This is a genomic window from Pseudomonas sp. TCU-HL1 (assembly GCF_001708505.1).
Lineage (GTDB): Bacteria > Pseudomonadota > Gammaproteobacteria > Pseudomonadales > Pseudomonadaceae > Metapseudomonas.
Map to the genome: position 1 here is coordinate 5,834,957 of NZ_CP015992.1, position 16,198 is coordinate 5,851,154.

Consider the following 16,198-nt stretch of genomic DNA (forward strand, 5'->3'; position numbering starts at 1 on the left):
CACCCTGCACCGCTTTCTATACTCTCCCCATTTTGGTTCAGCCAAGTCCGTACGATCTGCTCTGAAAAGCGGCCTCGGCCAGCAGAAACCCTGTTTTCCCGCGTCTTTTCAGGGCTTTGGTTTGCTTCTTGCATTTTCCTGTCATCGCCACGAGCGCCGAAGCCATGACCATCAACGACGCCCTGCATCGCCTGTTGCTCGACAACCTGACCACTGCGGTGATCCTGCTCAACGCCGACCTGCGCCTCGAGTACATGAACCCGGCCGCCGAAATGCTCCTGGCCGTCAGCGGCCAGCGCAGCCATGGCCAGTTCATCAGCGAGCTGTTCACCGAGTCGCCCGAGGCCCTGGCCTCCCTGCGCCAGGCGGTGGAGCAGGCGCACCCCTTTACCAAGCGTGAGGCCATGCTGACCTCACTCTCCGGCCAGAGCCTGACCGTGGACTACGCGGTAACGCCCATCCTCAATCGCGGCGAAACCCTCCTGCTGCTGGAAGTCCATCCGCGTGACCGCCTGCTGCGAATCACCAAGGAAGAGGCCCAGCTGTCCAAGCAGGAAACCACCAAACTGCTGGTACGGGGCCTCGCCCACGAGATCAAGAACCCCCTGGGCGGCATCCGTGGTGCAGCCCAGCTGCTCTCCCGCGAACTGCCGGAAGAGCACCTGAAGGATTACACCAACGTCATCATTGAAGAGGCCGACCGCCTGCGGAACCTGGTGGACCGCATGCTCGGCTCGAACAAGCTGCCGTCACTGGCCATGACCAACGTCCACGAGGTGCTGGAGCGCGTCTGCAGCCTGGTGGACGCAGAAAGCCAGGGCGGCATCAATCTGGTGCGCGACTACGACCCGAGCATCCCCGATGTGTTCATCGACAAGGAACAGATGATCCAGGCGGTGCTCAACATCGTGCGTAATGCCATGCAGGCCCTCTCCGCGCAGAGCGACCTGCGCCTGGGCCGCATCACCCTGCGCACGCGCACCCTGCGCCAGTTCACCATCGGCCATACCCGCCATCGCCTGGTGACCAAGGTGGAAATCATCGACAACGGCCCGGGCATCCCGGCCGAGCTCCAGGAAACCATTTTCTATCCCATGGTCAGCGGTCGTCCGGACGGTACCGGACTGGGGCTGGCCATCGCCCAGAACATCATCAGTCAGCACCAGGGCCTGATCGAGTGCGAGAGCCATCCCGGCCACACCGTCTTCTCGATCTTCCTGCCGCTTGAACAAGGAGCTTCCTCGTCATGAGCCGTAGTGAAACCGTCTGGATCGTCGACGACGACCGTTCCATCCGCTGGGTGCTGGAAAAGGCGTTGCAGCAGGAAGGCATGAACACCCAGGCCTTCGAGAGCGCCGACAGCCTGCTCGGCCGCCTCACCCGGCAGCAACCGGACGTGATCATTTCCGACATTCGCATGCCCGGTGCCAGCGGCCTGGACCTGCTGGCACGCATCCGCGAGCTGCACCCGCGCCTGCCGGTGATCATCATGACCGCCCATTCCGACCTGGACAGCGCGGTGGCCTCCTACCAGGGCGGTGCCTTCGAGTACCTGCCCAAGCCATTCGACGTGGACGAAGCGGTCTCCCTGGTCAAGCGCGCCTTCCAGCACGCCCAGGAGCAGCAGGGCCTCGAAGCCCCGGCCGCCCAGGCGCGCACCCCGGAGATCATCGGCGAAGCACCGGCCATGCAGGAGGTGTTCCGCGCCATCGGCCGCCTCAGCCACTCCAACATCACCGTGCTGATCAACGGCGAGTCCGGTACCGGCAAGGAACTGGTGGCTCATGCCCTGCACCGCCACAGCCCGCGCGCCGCCTCGCCCTTCATCGCGCTGAACATGGCGGCGATTCCGAAGGACCTGATGGAGTCCGAGCTGTTCGGCCATGAAAAAGGCGCCTTCACCGGCGCAGCCAACCAGCGTCGCGGCCGCTTCGAGCAGGCCGACGGCGGCACCCTGTTCCTCGATGAGATCGGCGACATGCCGGCGGACACCCAGACCCGTCTGCTGCGGGTACTGGCCGACGGCGAGTTCTACCGCGTGGGCGGCCACACCCCGGTGAAGGTGGATGTGCGCATCATCGCCGCCACCCACCAGAACCTGGAAAACCTCGTGCAGGCGGGCAAGTTCCGCGAAGACCTGTTCCACCGCCTCAACGTCATCCGCATCCATATTCCGCGTCTGTCCGACCGCCGTGAGGACATCCCGGCCCTGGCCCGACATTTCCTCGCCCGCGCCGCCCAGGAGCTGGCGGTGGAGCCCAAGCTGCTGAAGAGCGAGACAGAGGACTACCTCAAGCACCTGCCTTGGCCGGGCAACGTGCGCCAGCTGGAGAACACCTGCCGCTGGATAACCGTGATGGCGTCGGGCCGCGAAGTGCACGTCGACGACCTGCCGCCGGAGCTGCTCACCCAGCCTCAGGACACCGCCCCGGTGACCAACTGGGAGCAGGCCCTGCGCCAGTGGGCCGACCAGGCCCTCGCCCGTGGCCAGTCCAGCCTGCTGGACAGCGCCGTGCCGGCCTTCGAGCGGATCATGATCGAGACTGCGCTCAAGCACACCGCCGGTCGCCGCCGCGATGCCGCCGTGCTCCTGGGCTGGGGCCGCAACACCCTGACTCGCAAGATCAAGGAGTTGGGCATGAAAGTGGATGGCGCTGACGACGACGACGGCGACGACGCCTGACCCTCACCAGGCGGGGCGCCCTCCCTGCGCCCCGTCGACCTCCCTCCTGCGGCGTCCGCCGCCAATCCCCTGTCGGCTGCCTGCGCCGTCATCGCCTCCAACTTCTCCCGTACGAATTTTCCGGTTTCTCCGGGGGCCGTGGACCGCCACGGAGCAGCGCGGGATGCTGTCCGGACCTGAACCAAAGACAGGATGAAAACCATGCAGTTACATATTGGAGTTCGAAAGGAAGGAGACGTACTCAGGCTCAAGGCAATGGATGGCTGCAGTGATGCCGAGCTGGCGCAGATGCTGCGAACGGCCGGTATCGAAATAGTGGTAGGGCCGATGGCAGGTGGCCGCTCACGAATTGGAGTCCGCGCACCAAGAAGCCTATCGCTCAAGGTGGAAAGGCTACGGAACTGCAAATCAACGGAGTCTTATCTATCTTCCACCAACCACTGACCCAGGACCCCGCTTCGGCGGGGTCTTCGTTTCCCGCCCCCTCGATCGGGAAAAGGACCATCCCTGGTGCCTGAACAGTGCTCACGCCTCAAAAAAGTGCCGCCCTTCAAGGCACAGCAGCCCTCGGATGACCGCTATAAAAGCTCGTCACCCCCTCCGCGCCAGATCGCCAAAGCCACGGATTACGTGGCCTCCAGGCAATCCTTGAAAAATCTCACCGTGGTTTTTGAAAAGCTGGCACGCCCCCTGCAATAGTCCAGATAACAGCGGTTTCGGGGGCCCTGGTACAGGCAGGCCAGGGATTCCCCTCTCTTATGACAGGCAGGCTGACCTCCAGCCGCCACGGTTCCAGAAGAGCCGAAAGCAAGACAGCGTCGCCCGAAGGCGACCAGGTTTCAGGGGGCCTTGGTACAGGCAGGCCGGGGAATCCCCTCTTTTATCCACAGGCGCGCTGGATTGCCAGCCGCCCGGGTTCTTCAGGAACCCACTGCGAGACAGCGTCATCCGCCAGCGCGGGCGACCACCCTTCAGGGGGCCCTGGTACAGGCAGGCCGGGGATTCCCCTCTCTTATTCGGCGCGCAAGCTGACTTCCAGCCGCCAGCGCCCATCCACCTCGGCCCCATGCCATTCCCCTTGCAGGGGCCGCGCCGCGACGAATCGCACCATCACCCCCTGGGTCGAACGCAGTACCTTCCAGCTCACTGGCGCCGTCCCCAGGGTAAGTTGCCCCTTGGCGGTCTGACCGTCCGCCCCCAGCACCAGCGCATAGGCACCCTCCAGTGCTTCGGCCCGCACCTCGGGTTCATGGTCGAACCAGAGCGCCAAGCCGTCCTGGCGTACTTCGATTTGTTCCAGGTGCACGGGTTCCGGCGCCGTCAGGCGGCCAAGCATCATTCCCACCAGCAGGCCGAGCAGGGCGAGGGCGAACAAAAAGCGCGGCCACAGGCTCGGTCGCGGATCATCATCAGGAGTAGAATGCCGCCCGTCTTCGGGCTCGGGGTCACCCATGTTTCACGTCATCCTGTTTCAACCGGAAATTCCGCCGAATACCGGCAACATTATCAGGCTGTGCGCCAATTCTGGCTGCCACCTTCATCTGATCGAACCGCTCGGCTTTGAACTGGACGACAAGCGTCTGCGCCGAGCCGGCCTGGACTACCACGAGTACGCCACCCTCAAGCGCTACAGCGACCTGGAAAGCTGCCTGGTAGCCCTGAGCCACCCCCGGGTGTTCGCCTTCACTACCAAGGGCACCAAGCTGTTCCACGAAGTGGCCTTCGAGAAGGGTGATGCCTTCCTCTTCGGCCCGGAAAGCCGCGGCCTGCCCCAGGAAGTGCGGGAAGGCCTGCCACCGGAACAGCGCCTGCGCCTGCCGATGCGCCCCAACTGCCGCAGCCTGAACCTGTCCAATACCGTCGCCGTGGCGGTGTACGAGGCCTGGCGGCAGCACGATTTCAGTTTGGATTGAATTGCGCAGAGCGTCTTCGGGCGCACTTTCCCTGTAGGGGCGAATTCATTCGCCAAGCAGGCCGAAGGCCTGCCTCCCGAGAGGCTCCAGGGGGGATGCTTCGCATCCCTTGGCGAATGAATTCGCCCCTACAAGGTTTTCCTCACTCCAAACAAAAAAGCGCCCCGAAGGGCGCTTTTTCGTGGAGCCGGATGACTCAGGCCTGGGCTTCGCCAGCGGCCTGCAGGCGCGCCAGTTCCTGCGCGTAGAGCGCATCGAAGTTCACCGGGGAGAGCATCAGCGCCGGGAAGGAACCACGGATAACCAGGCTATCCAGGGTTTCACGGGCGTAGGGGAAAAGGATGTTCGGGCAGAAGGCGCCCAGGGTGTGGCTCATGGACGCCGCATCCAGGCCCTTGATCAGGAAGATACCGGCCTGCTGCACTTCGGCGATGAAGGCAGTTTCTTCGCCGTTCTTCACGGTTACGGACAGGGTCAGCACGACTTCGTGGAAGTCGCCGTCCAGTTGCTTCTGACGGGTGTTCAGATCGAGGGAAACGTTCGGAGCCCATTCCTGACGGAAGATTTCCGGGCTCTTCGGCGCTTCGAAGGACAGGTCGCGCACGTAGATGCGCTGCAGGGAGAACTGGGGCTGGTTGGCGCCGTTGCTTGCTTGTTCGGTCATGGTTCTACCTTGTTCTAGTGCGTTTCCGTTTGCGGGCTGGCCTGGAGCAGCGCGTCGAGCCTGCCGGCGCGCTCCAGGGCGTACAGGTCGTCACAGCCGCCCACGTGGGTCTGGCCGATCCAGATCTGCGGTACCGAGGTGCGCCCGGCCTTGCGGGTCATCTCGGCACGAATTGCAGGATTTCCATCGACGCTGATTTCTTCGTACTTGACGCCCTTGCTGTCCAGCAGATGCTTGGCACGGATGCAGTAGGGGCACCAGGCGCTCGAATAGACGACGATCTCGGCCATGTCACTTCACCAGCGGCAGGTTGTCGCCACGCCAGGTGCCGATACCGCCGGACAGCTTGATCGCGTTGAAACCGGCCTTCTTCAGGTCACGGCAGACGGTGCCGGCGTGCTGGCCCATGGCATCGACCACGATGATGGCCTTGTCCTTGTGCTTTTCCAGCTCGGCGATGCGGGCGGCCAGCTTCTCGTAGGGAATATTCAGGGCATCGACGATGTGGCCGCCGGAGAAATCCTTGTTGGCGCGTACGTCCAGCACCACGGCCTGGCCGCCGTTGACCATCGCGGTCAGCTCGCGGGTGGAGATGGCGCGGCCACTGCGGCGCAGTTCATGGGCCAGCAGCAGGGCCAGCAGCACCACGAACGATCCACTCAGTACATAGTGGTTAGTGGCAAATTCAATCAGCTTAGCGAGCATCGTCGGCTTCCGGGACGGTAAAATGCCGGCCAGTATACACAGGCCCACAGGTCGGCCAAACCCCGTCCAGCGGTGACGCCGACGGAACCAGGCCGTAGAATGCCGCGTCTTTTTTCCGGGGCCTTGCCCGCCACTTTCCTCCCATTGCCGCAGACGAGTCGGACACTATGACAGCCACGCCCAAACCCCTGGTCCTGATCATCCTGGACGGTTTCGGTCACAGTGACAGCCCCGAATACAACGCCATCTACGCCGCCAGCACCCCGGTCTACGACCGCCTGCGCGCCACCCGGCCCCACGGCCTGATTTCCGGCAGCGGCATGGACGTTGGTCTGCCCGACGGCCAGATGGGCAACTCCGAAGTCGGCCACATGAACCTGGGCGCCGGCCGCGTGGTGTACCAGGACTTCACCCGCGTGACCAAGGCGATCCGCGACGGCGACTTCTTCCAGAACCCGGAAATCACCGAAGCCGTGGACAAGGCCGTGGCCGCCGGCAAGGCCGTGCACTTCATGGGCCTGCTGTCCGACGGCGGCGTACACAGCCACCAGGACCACCTGGTCGCCATGGCCGAACTGGCTTCCCAGCGTGGCGCCGAGAAGCTCTACCTGCACGCCTTCCTCGATGGCCGCGATACCCCGCCCAAGAGCGCCGAGCCCTCCATCAAGCTGCTGGACGAGGCATTCGCCCGCCTCGGCAAGGGCCGCACCGCCAGCCTGATCGGCCGCTACTTCGCCATGGACCGCGACAATCGCTGGGACCGTGTCGAGGCCGCCTACAACCTGATCACCGAAGGCCAGGCCGAATTCACCGCTGCCAGCGCGGTCGAAGGCCTCGCCGCTGCCTACGAGCGCGGTGAAAGCGACGAGTTCGTCAAGGCCACCCGCATCGGCGAGCCGGTGAAAGTGGAAGATGGCGACGCCGTGATCTTCATGAACTTCCGCGCCGACCGCGCCCGCGAACTGTCCCGCGCTTTCGTCGAGCCGGGCTTCAAGGAGTTCGCCCGCCAGCGCGAGCTGAACCTCGCCGGCTACGTGATGCTGACCCAGTACGCGGCGAGCATCCCCGCTCCCAGCGCCTTCAAGCCGGAGTCCCTGGACAATGTGCTGGGCGAGTACCTGGCCAAGAACGGCAAGACCCAGCTGCGCATCGCCGAGACCGAGAAATACGCCCACGTGACCTTCTTCTTCTCCGGCGGCCGCGAAGAGCCCTTCGAAGGCGAAGAGCGCATCCTGATCCCGTCGCCCAAGGTCGCCACCTATGACCTGCAGCCGGAAATGAGCGCGCCCGAAGTCACCGACAAGATCGTCGACGCCATCGAGAACCAGCGCTACGACGTGATCGTGGTGAACTACGCCAACGGCGACATGGTCGGCCATACCGGCGTGTTCGAAGCGGCGGTCAAGGCCGTGGAATGCCTGGACACTTGCGTCGGCCGCATCGTCGAAGCCCTGGACAAGGTGGGTGGCGAAGCGCTGATCACCGCCGACCATGGCAATGTCGAGCAGATGGAAGACGAAATGACCGGCCAGGCGCACACCGCCCACACCTGTGAGCCAGTGCCGTTCATCTATGTAGGCAAGCGCGCGGCGAAGATTCGCGAAGGCGGCGTGCTGGCCGACGTGGCCCCGACCCTGCTGACCCTCATGGGCCTGCCGGTACCGGCCGAGATGACCGGCAAGACCATCGTCGAGCTGCAGTGATCGGCGCGGGCCGCGCCAGCGCGGCCCCTTGCGTTGAAATTCTGCGCGCCTCATCAGGAAACGCCCGAACCTCTGGTTCCGGGCGTTTTTTTTGCCCGGAACCACGGGCATACTAGGCCGGTCATCTCCCCCCGGTGCCTCAAGCCCCATGTTTCGCGCCCTTGTCCTCGTTATCCTCGCCAGCCTGATCAATCCGGTCATGGCCGACCAGCGCGCCGAAACCCAGCAGCAGCTGGACCAGGCCGCCAAGGACGTCACCGAGCTGAAAAAGCTCCTGAAGCAATTGCAGCAGGAGAAATCCGGCGTCCAGTCCGACCTGAAGAAGACCGAATCCGAAATGGGCAACCTGGAGCAGCAGGTCAAGGATCTGCAACAGGAGCTCAAAAACAGCGAAGGGGAGATCCAGCGCCTGGACCAGGAGAAAAAAAAACTCCAGGACGCACGCGCTGAACAGCAACGGCTGATCGGCATCCAGGCCCGCGCCGCCTACCAGAGCGGCCAGCAGGAATACGTCAAGTTGCTGCTCAACCAGCAGCATCCCGAGAAATTCGCCCGCACCCTCACCTACTACGACTACCTCAGCAAGGCGCGTCTGGAACAGCTCAGCGCATTCAACGAGACCCTGCGCCAGCTGGCCAACGTCGAGCAGGAAATCACCGCCCAGCAGAACCAGCTCAACGAGCAGAAGGCCGCGCTGGATGGCCGTCGCGAACAGTTGGCCACCGCCCGCAAGGAGCGCCAGCTGGCCCTGGCCAAGCTGAATCAGGACGTCAGCGACCGCGACAAGAAGCTCAAGGCTCGCCAACTGGATCAAGCCGAGCTGGGCAAGGTGCTCAAGACCATCGAAGAAACCCTGGCCCGTCAGGCGCGCGAAGCCCGTGAAGCCGAGGAAGCACGCAAGCGAGCGCTGGCCGAACAGCAGCGCCAGCTGCGCGAACATCCGGCCGGCAGCCCCGCCAGGGCCGACAACGGCCCGATGGTGTCCAGTGCCGGCGGCAACTTCGGCGGCCCCTTCGCCAAGGCTCGCGGCCAACTGCCCTGGCCGGTGGACGGCCGCGTGGTCGCGCGCTTCGGCTCGGCCCGTGGTGGTGACTCCCGTGCCAAATGGGACGGCGTGCTGATCGGCGCCTCCGAGGGCAGCTCGGTTCGCGCCGTGCATGGCGGCCGCGTGGTCTTCGCAGACTGGTTGCGCGGCGCCGGGCTTCTGGTCATTCTCGACCATGGCAACGGCTACCTGAGCCTCTACGGGCACAACCAGCGCCTACTGAAAAATGCCGGCGATATCGTCAAAGCGGGCGAGTCGATCGCCACCGTCGGCACCAGCGGCGGGCAGGAGACGCCCGCCCTGTACTTCGCCATACGCCAGCAGGGCCGACCGACCGACCCGGCACAATGGTGCCGCGCGCAAGGATAGGCGCTACCCCATCTAGCAGGAGTTTCGCATGCCGCATCTGTCCCGCCTCACTTCCCTGGCCATGGCATTGGCGCTGCTCGGCAGCGCCCCGCAGCTACTGGCCGCCGAGGAGCCGGCAAACCTCCCCGCCACAGCGGTGAACGGCAAGGCACCGCTGCCGCTGGATGAGCTGCGCACCTTCGCCGAGGTGCTGGACCGGATCAAGTCCGCCTACGTTGAGCCGGTGGATGACAAGACCCTGCTGGAAAACGCCATCAAGGGCATGCTCAGCAACCTCGACCCACACTCGGCCTATCTGGAACCGGAAGACTTCCAGGAGCTGCAGGAAAGCACCAGCGGCGAGTTCGGCGGCCTCGGCATCGAAGTCGGCACCGAAGATGGCTTCGTCAAGGTCGTTTCCCCCATCGACGACACCCCGGCCTCCAAGGCCGGCATCCAGCCGGGCGACCTGATTGTCAAAATTGATGGCCAGCCGACCAAGGGCATCTCGTTGATGGAAGCGGTGGACAAGATGCGCGGCAAGGCCGGCAGCAAGATCACCCTGACCCTGGTACGTGAAGGCGGTCAACCCTTCGACGTGGAACTGGTCCGCGCGGCGATCAAGGTCAAGAGCGTGAAGAGCCAGATGCTGGAGAAGGGCTACGGCTACCTGCGCATCACCCAGTTCCAGGTCAATACCGGCGAAGAAGTCGGCAAGGCCTTGGCCAAGATGCGCAAGGACAATGGCGGCCGCCTGAGCGGGCTGGTGCTCGACCTGCGCAACAACCCCGGCGGCGTGCTGCAGGCTGCCGTGGAAGTCTCCGACCACTTCCTGAAGAAAGGCCTGATCGTTTACACCAAGGGCCGCATCGCCAACTCCGAGCTGCGCTTCTCCGCCGACCCGGCCGACGCCAGCGAGGGCGTGCCGCTGGTGGTGTTGATCAACGGCGGCAGTGCCTCGGCGGCCGAGATCGTCGCCGGCGCCCTGCAGGACCAAAAGCGTGGCGTGCTGATGGGCACAGACAGCTTCGGCAAGGGCTCGGTGCAGACCGTCCTGCCGCTGAACAATGACCGCGCCCTGAAACTGACCACTGCCCTCTACTACACGCCCAACGGGCGTTCGATCCAGGCCCAGGGCATCGTGCCGGATATCGAAGTGGCGCGCGCCAAGGTCACCCGCGAAAAGGACGGCGAAACCTTCAAGGAAGCCGATCTCGCCGGCCACCTCGGCAATGGCAATGGCGGCGCCGACCGCCCCAGTGCGAGCAAGAAAACCGAGGAACCGCGCCCGCAGGATGACGACTTCCAACTGGGCCAGGCCCTCAACCTGCTGAAAGGCCTGAACGTCACCCGCAAGAACTGACATGAAGTGGGGGACTTGGCTGCTGGCGCTGTGGTTGAGCGCAACGGCAGCCGGTGCCTGGGCCTCCCCTGTCGCGCGGCTGGCACTGGTCATCGACGACCTGGGCCAGACCCCGGCTCGCGATTGCCGCGTCATCGCCCTCCCCGGCCCGGTGGCGCTGTCCATCCTTCCGGATACGCCCCACTCCCGCGAGCTGGCCGAAGCTGCCCACTCCGCAGGCAAGACGGTGATGCTGCACCTGCCCATGGACCCGGCCACCGGCCCCTATGCCTGGCACCCCGGGTTATCCACAGCCGAGCTGGAGCGGCGCCTGGACGCCGCCCTGCAGCAGGTGCCTTATGCCCGCGGCCTGAACAACCACATGGGCAGCCGCATGACCGCCCAGCGCCCGGCCATGACCTGGCTGATGCATCGCCTGCAGCAGGAGCACCGTTTCTTCATCGACAGCCGCACCAGCGCCGCCACGGTGGCTGCCGCCGAAGCCCAGAAAGCCGGGCTCGCCAGCCTCTCGCGGGATATCTTCCTCGACGACGACCAGAGTCCGGCCGCAGTGGCCGCGCAGTTCGACGCCGCCCTCAAACTGGCCCGCAAGCAGGGCTCGGCACTGATGATCGGCCATCCGCATCCGGTCACCCTTGAACTGCTCGAACGCGAGCTGCCGCGCCTGAAGGAACGCGGTTTCGAACTGATCGATGTGGAAATGCTGATCGCCCTGCGTGGCAATCGCGCCATGACGGCCCATGGGAAGGCGGGGGTTTACCGGTAGGAGACCGCTACGCGGTCTTTTCGCGAAGCAGGCCGCAGGCCTGCCCAACATTCATCACAGATAGTTCTGGGTGATCTCGTCGACGAATCCGTCGCTGCGCATCTGGTCCAGGGCCTTCTGCAGGCGTTCGATCACCTCGTCCGGGGTGTCCTTGTTGAACGCCAGATAGAGCTCGGCACTGTTGAAACGCAGCACGGTCTGCAGGCCGGTCACGCCTTCCTGCTTGGCCAGGTAGCGACCCACCGGATCGGTGGTGGCCCAGAGGTCGATCTGGCCCTTGAGCAGCTTCTTCACGTTTTCCTGGTCGCGCAGGGCGTTCTGCGGTGCCATGCCCTGGCTTTCCAGGTGCTGGCTCACGGCGTCGTTCTTGTAGGCGCCGATGCGGTACTGGGAGGCGCTCTTCAGGTCCTTGACGCTGAGGTTGTTGCCCGGCGCGGCAAGCAGCACCCACTCGGTCTTGGCGATGGGGCCGACCCACTTGAACAGCGGTTGGCGTTCAGCGGTGAAGGTGGTGGAGAACAGACCGTAGTTGGGCTTGTCCAGGGTCAGGCGATAGAGACGATCCCAAGGGAAGCGCAGTGTCAGGCTGTAATTGATGCCGGCACGCTTGAACATCTCGCGGACGATGTCGGTGCTGATACCGTCGATGCCATCGTCACGGGCAAAGTTCTTGTCATCCACCGCCATGTTGAACGGCGGGAAGTTCTCGGTAAGCAATACCACTTTGTAATCCGCCGGCACTCCGGCGCGCGCCGTAAAGGCGAGGAACATCAGGCCCAGGGTCAGGGCGCGTTGAATCAACTTCTGCATTGTCATACCGCTCGCTTGAGTTGTGGTTGTGGCTAAGCGGCTTCCCTGCGTGGGCTCCCCACCCACGGACGTACGACTCGACCCGTCCTGCCTTCCATGGCAAGCGACCGGCTTGTGGCCGGTCGCTGAGGTCTTGTTGCTACTGTTGAAGCACTACCGGCTACAGGTAGCTGTTCAGGATCTCGTCGACGAAGCCCTCGGCGCGCATCTGATCCAGCGCGCCTTGCAGCTTCTTCACCACCTCGTCGGGGACCTCTTTGTTCAGCGCCAGGAACAGTTCGGCCTGGTTGAAACGCAGCACGGTCTTCAGGCCACCCACGCCCTCTTGCTTGGCGAGGTAACGGCCGGCGGGATCGCCGGTGGCCCAGAGGTCGATCTGGCCCTTCTCCAGTTTTTTGGCGTTTTCCTGGTCACGCAGCGCAGTGATGGGGTCGAGCTTCTGCTGGGCCAGGTACTCGGCAATGGCGTCGCCCTTGTAGGCACCCACCTTGTACTTGCGCGCATCGTCCAGGCTGCCGAGGGCGATTGCGCTGTCGGCTCGGGCCAGCATGATCCAGTCGTCCGGACCGATCGGGCCGACCCACTTGAAGGACTCTTCGCGCTCGGGCAGTCGAGCCGTCACGAATACGCCGTAACCCGGCTTTTCCAGCGCCAGTTTGTAGATACGGTCCCAGGGGAAACGCAGGGTCAGGCTGTATTTAACCCCGGCGCGCTTGAACATCTCACGCACGATGTCGACGGCAATGCCATCGATGTTGTCTTCCTGGGCAAAGTTCTTCCCGTTGATCGACATGTTGTAGGGCGGGAAGTTTTCGGTCAGGAGAACGACGCTATAGTTCTCATCCACTTCGGCGCGGGCCGCACCGGCAAGCACCATCAGGGTACCGGCCAGCGCCAGCAGCAGGCGTTTCGACATGAGCGATTACCTTCCAGGAGAGAGGGGAAATGCGCTGAGCTTAACCTCGCGGGAGCGAAGCTTGTGCATCAGCAGCCCAGGCTGCGAAGTCCGTCACGGGAGCAGCCTGGGCGAATGCTAGGCAAGAATCGTGCTCAGCGCACCAGGATTCCGCGGCTGGCCAGGTAAGCCTTGGCCTCGGGCACGGTGTATTCGCCGAAGTGGAAGATGCTCGCTGCCAGAACGGCGTCGGCCTTGCCTTCGAGGATGCCTGCGGCCAGGTGCTCGAGATTGCCGACGCCGCCTGAGGCGATCACCGGAATGCCGACGGTCTCGCTGATGGCGCGGGTAACGCCCAGGTCGTAGCCGCTCTTCACGCCGTCCTGGTCCATGCTGGTGAGGAGGATTTCACCAGCGCCCAGTTCTTCCATCTTTTTCGCCCAAGCCACGGCATCGAGGCCGGTGGGTTTGCGCCCACCGTGGGTGAAAATTTCCCAGCGCGGTGTTTCCCCGGGGCCGGAGACTTTCTTGGCGTCGATGGCGACCACAATGCATTGGGAGCCGAAGCGCGAGGCAGCCTCACCCACGAACTCGGGCGTGAAGACAGCCGCAGTGTTGATCGACACCTTGTCGGCGCCGGCGTTGAGCAGGTTGCGGATGTCCTGCACGGTGCGCACACCACCACCCACGGTCAGCGGAATGAACACCTGGCTGGCCATGCGCTCCACGGTGTGCAGGGTGGTGTCGCGGCCATCGACGCTGGCAGTGATGTCGAGGAAGGTGATCTCGTCGGCGCCCTGTTCGTCGTAGCGACGAGCAATTTCCACCGGGTCGCCGGCGTCGCGGATGTTCTCGAACTTGACGCCCTTGACCACACGGCCGTTGTCGACATCGAGGCAGGGAATGATGCGTTTTGCGAGAGCCATAACAGTGTTCCCGTAGGGTGCGCCGCGCGCACCGTTAGCCGTCGATTAACCCTTATAGCTGTCGCAGAAGGCCTGCGCTTCAGCCACGTCCAGGGTGCCTTCGTAGATCGCGCGACCGGTGATGGCGCCGATGATGCCGGGGGCCTTGGCGGCCAGCAGCTTCTCGATGTCACCGAGGTTGTGGATACCGCCGGAGGCGATCACCGGGATACGGCTGGCGGCGGCCAGGGCCGCGGTGGCCTCGACGTTACAGCCCTGCATCATCCCGTCCTTGGCGATGTCGGTGTAGACGATGGCGGACACGCCGTCGGCTTCGAAGCGGCGGGCCAGATCGACTGCCTGCACGCTGCTGACTTCTGCCCAGCCATCGGTGGCGACGAATCCGTCCTTGGCATCCAGGCCAACGATGACCTTGCCCGGGAAGGCCTTGCAGGCCTCCGTGACGAACTCAGGCTCTTTCACCGCCTTGGTGCCGATGATGACGTAGCTGACGCCGGCCTTGACGTAGTGCTCGATGGTTTCCAGCGAGCGGATGCCGCCGCCGATCTGGATCGGCAGATTCGGGTAGCGCTTGGCAATGGCGGTGACCACTTCACCGTTCACCGGCTTGCCTTCGAAGGCGCCGTTCAGGTCCACCAGGTGCAGGCGGCGGCAACCACCTTCCACCCATTTGGCGGCCATGCTCACCGGGTCGTCGGAGAACACGGTGGAGTCTTCCATACGGCCCTGGCGCAGGCGCACGCAGGCGCCGTCCTTCAGATCGATAGCGGGGATAATCAGCATCGGTTCAACCTGTTCGAAGTCAGTGGAATCGGCGAGGCGCTCAGTCTTTCTCGAGCGCCCACAAGTCGCTCTCGATGCTTTCGAACCTGTCCTTCAGGTGCGCTTGCACATCGGTGATCGCCTTGTTGTAGAAATGCGGCGCAAACTCCCGGGCGAAGAAGTCGAGTACCTCCTCGGCCTCGAAGGAACCCAGTTCCAGTTCGAAGCGATCCGCCAAGAAACGCTTGATCGCCAACGTCGCGTCCTGGGTCTGGGCGGCGTCGAGCTGCAGGCTCGGGGCCTTCTTCGCGCGGCTCATGGGCTTACCAGCGGCCGTCCCAGGCGGCGAAATTCTGCAGCAGTTGCAGGCCGTGGGTGTGGCTCTTTTCCGGGTGGAACTGCACGGCGAAACGCGAACCCTCGGCCAGCGCGGCGGCGAAGTCCTTGCCATAGTGACCGCGACCGACCACCTGCTTGGGGTTGCCGGCCTCGATGTAGTAGCTGTGCACGAAGTAGAAGCGCGCCCGGTCGGGAATGTTGTGCCAGAGCGGGTGGGCAACGCTCTGCTCCACTTCGTTCCAGCCCATGTGCGGCACTTTCAGCTGCTCGCCATCTTCCACCAGCCCCTTGCCGAAGAAGCGTACCTGGCCGGGGAACAGGCCGATGCAATCGACGCCGTCGTTCTCCTCGCTGCGTTCCAGCAGCGCCTGCATCCCCACGCAGATGCCGAGGAACGGGCGATCCTTGCTGACTTCGCGTACCAGCTCGTCGAAGCCCAGGCGACGGATCTCGGCCATGCAATCGCGGATGGCGCCGACACCGGGGAAGACCACCCGATCGGCTTCGCGGATCACATTGGCGTCACTGCTGACCAGGACTCGGCCCGCGCCGACGTGTTCCAGGGCCTTGGCAACCGAGTGGAGGTTACCCATGCCGTAGTCGATGACTGCAACCGTCTGCATCAGAGCACGCCCTTGGTGGAGGGCATCTGGCCGGCCATGCGCGGATCACGCTCGACGGCCATGCGCAGCGCGCGGCCGAAGGCCTTGAACACGGTTTCGATCTGGTGGTGGGTGTTGTGGCCACGCAGGTTGTCGATGTGCAGGCTCACCAGGGCGTGGTTGACGAAGCCCTGGAAGAACTCCTGGAACAGGTCGACGTCGAAGCCTCCCACCACGGCACGGGTGAAGGGTACGTGCATCTGCAGGCCGGGGCGGCCGGAGAAATCGATGACCACGCGGGACAGCGCCTCATCCAGCGGCACATAGGAATGGCCGTAACGGACGATGCCCTTCTTGTCGCCAATGGCCTGGGTGAAAGCCTGGCCGAGGGTGATGCCGACATCTTCCACGGTGTGGTGATCGTCGATATGCAGATCGCCCTTGCACTCGATGTCCAGGTCGATCAGGCCATGGCGGGCGATCTGGTCAAGCATGTGCTCGAGGAAAGGTACGCCGATATCGAATCGCGCCTTGCCAGTGCCATCCAGGTTGATCGAAACCTTGATCTGGGTTTCCAGGGTATTGCGTTCGACGGACGCCGTACGTTCGGCCATCACCAGCTCCACAAAAAAGGCTCACGAAAAAAGATCGCCATTATAGGCCGCGGGCCCTTG

Annotated in this window: 18 protein-coding genes; 7 read left to right on the forward strand and 11 right to left on the reverse strand. The window is 64.0% G+C overall.

Annotation, left to right across the window (positions count from 1 at the left end):
- Positions 1–164 precede the first annotated feature (164 nt).
- Both glnL and ntrC read left to right on the forward strand, forming a co-directional pair.
- Complete coding sequence (gene glnL, locus THL1_RS26675; protein WP_069086059.1) at positions 165–1,250, forward strand: nitrogen regulation protein NR(II); 1,086 nt, start codon at positions 165–167, stop codon at positions 1,248–1,250.
- The gene (gene ntrC, locus THL1_RS26680; protein WP_069086060.1) at positions 1,247–2,683 is read left to right on the forward strand and encodes a nitrogen regulation protein NR(I); all 1,437 of its coding nucleotides are present in this window, start codon (positions 1,247–1,249) and stop codon (positions 2,681–2,683) included. The genes glnL and ntrC overlap by 4 nt, the downstream gene beginning before the upstream one ends.
- A gap of 1,012 nt (positions 2,684–3,695) precedes the next feature.
- On the opposite strand, the gene THL1_RS26685 is transcribed toward ntrC, so the two are convergent.
- Positions 3,696–4,136: a hypothetical protein gene (locus THL1_RS26685; protein WP_069086061.1), complete on the reverse strand. Its 441-nt coding sequence runs from the start codon at positions 4,134–4,136 to the stop codon at positions 3,696–3,698.
- Between THL1_RS26685 and trmL the strand changes: the two genes are divergently transcribed.
- Positions 4,135–4,596, forward strand: coding sequence for a tRNA (uridine(34)/cytosine(34)/5-carboxymethylaminomethyluridine(34)-2'-O)-methyltransferase TrmL (gene trmL, locus THL1_RS26690; RefSeq protein WP_069086062.1), 462 nt, complete (start codon positions 4,135–4,137; stop codon positions 4,594–4,596). The genes THL1_RS26685 and trmL overlap by 2 nt on opposite strands.
- A 196-nt stretch (positions 4,597–4,792) precedes the next feature.
- Here trmL and secB read toward each other — a convergent pair whose 3' ends face one another.
- The 3 genes from secB to THL1_RS26705 are packed head-to-tail and all read right to left on the reverse strand — an operon-like array spanning position 4,793 to position 5,965.
- Positions 4,793–5,260 carry a protein-export chaperone SecB gene (gene secB, locus THL1_RS26695; protein ID WP_069086063.1) on the reverse strand — a complete coding sequence of 156 codons (468 nt, stop codon included), beginning with the start codon at positions 5,258–5,260 and terminating at the stop codon, positions 4,793–4,795.
- A gap of 14 nt (positions 5,261–5,274) precedes the next feature.
- A complete protein-coding gene (gene grxC, locus THL1_RS26700) occupies positions 5,275–5,550 on the reverse strand; it encodes a glutaredoxin 3 (RefSeq protein ID WP_069086064.1) in 276 nt (91 codons plus the stop codon).
- A gap of 1 nt (position 5,551) precedes the next feature.
- Complete coding sequence (locus THL1_RS26705; protein ID WP_069086065.1) at positions 5,552–5,965, reverse strand: rhodanese-like domain-containing protein; 414 nt, start codon at positions 5,963–5,965, stop codon at positions 5,552–5,554.
- A 167-nt stretch (positions 5,966–6,132) separates the two neighbouring features.
- On the opposite strand from THL1_RS26705, the gene gpmI reads away from it, so the two are divergent.
- The 4 genes from gpmI (at position 6,133) to THL1_RS26725 (ending at position 11,190) form a co-directional block, all read left to right on the forward strand.
- Entirely contained in the window at positions 6,133–7,668 is a 1,536-nt protein-coding gene (gene gpmI / locus THL1_RS26710; protein WP_069086066.1) for a 2,3-bisphosphoglycerate-independent phosphoglycerate mutase, read from the forward strand.
- A 148-nt stretch (positions 7,669–7,816) separates the two neighbouring features.
- Positions 7,817–9,082, forward strand: coding sequence for a murein hydrolase activator EnvC family protein (locus THL1_RS26715; RefSeq protein WP_069086067.1), 1,266 nt, complete (start codon positions 7,817–7,819; stop codon positions 9,080–9,082).
- Positions 9,083–9,110: 28 nt separating this feature from the next.
- Positions 9,111–10,424 carry a S41 family peptidase gene (locus THL1_RS26720; protein WP_069086068.1) on the forward strand — a complete coding sequence of 438 codons (1,314 nt, stop codon included), beginning with the start codon at positions 9,111–9,113 and terminating at the stop codon, positions 10,422–10,424.
- Position 10,425: 1 nt separating this feature from the next.
- Positions 10,426–11,190: a divergent polysaccharide deacetylase family protein gene (locus tag THL1_RS26725; RefSeq protein WP_069086069.1), complete on the forward strand. Its 765-nt coding sequence runs from the start codon at positions 10,426–10,428 to the stop codon at positions 11,188–11,190.
- 54 nt (positions 11,191–11,244) lie between these two features.
- On the opposite strand, the gene THL1_RS26730 is transcribed toward THL1_RS26725, so the two are convergent.
- The 7 genes from THL1_RS26730 to hisB form a co-directional block, all read right to left on the reverse strand.
- Entirely contained in the window at positions 11,245–12,000 is a 756-nt protein-coding gene (locus tag THL1_RS26730) for a substrate-binding periplasmic protein (protein ID WP_069086070.1), read from the reverse strand.
- A gap of 160 nt (positions 12,001–12,160) precedes the next feature.
- Positions 12,161–12,916, reverse strand: a complete 756-nt coding sequence (locus THL1_RS26735; protein ID WP_069086071.1) for a substrate-binding periplasmic protein — start codon at positions 12,914–12,916, stop codon at positions 12,161–12,163.
- 134 nt (positions 12,917–13,050) lie between these two features.
- Positions 13,051–13,821, reverse strand: a complete 771-nt coding sequence (gene hisF, locus THL1_RS26740; RefSeq protein ID WP_069086072.1) for an imidazole glycerol phosphate synthase subunit HisF — start codon at positions 13,819–13,821, stop codon at positions 13,051–13,053.
- A 45-nt stretch (positions 13,822–13,866) separates the two neighbouring features.
- Entirely contained in the window at positions 13,867–14,604 is a 738-nt protein-coding gene (gene hisA, locus THL1_RS26745) for a 1-(5-phosphoribosyl)-5-[(5-phosphoribosylamino)methylideneamino]imidazole-4-carboxamide isomerase (RefSeq protein WP_016495212.1), read from the reverse strand.
- Between the two features lie 40 nt (positions 14,605–14,644).
- Positions 14,645–14,902, reverse strand: a complete 258-nt coding sequence (locus THL1_RS26750) for a DUF2164 domain-containing protein (protein ID WP_069086073.1) — start codon at positions 14,900–14,902, stop codon at positions 14,645–14,647.
- A gap of 4 nt (positions 14,903–14,906) precedes the next feature.
- On the reverse strand, positions 14,907–15,545 hold the full coding sequence (hisH, locus tag THL1_RS26755; RefSeq protein ID WP_069086074.1) for an imidazole glycerol phosphate synthase subunit HisH: 639 nt from the start codon (positions 15,543–15,545) through the stop codon (positions 14,907–14,909).
- A complete protein-coding gene (hisB, locus tag THL1_RS26760) occupies positions 15,545–16,138 on the reverse strand; it encodes an imidazoleglycerol-phosphate dehydratase HisB (protein ID WP_028629882.1) in 594 nt (197 codons plus the stop codon). The genes hisH and hisB overlap by 1 nt, the downstream gene beginning before the upstream one ends.
- Between the last annotated feature and the right edge of the window lie 60 nt (positions 16,139–16,198).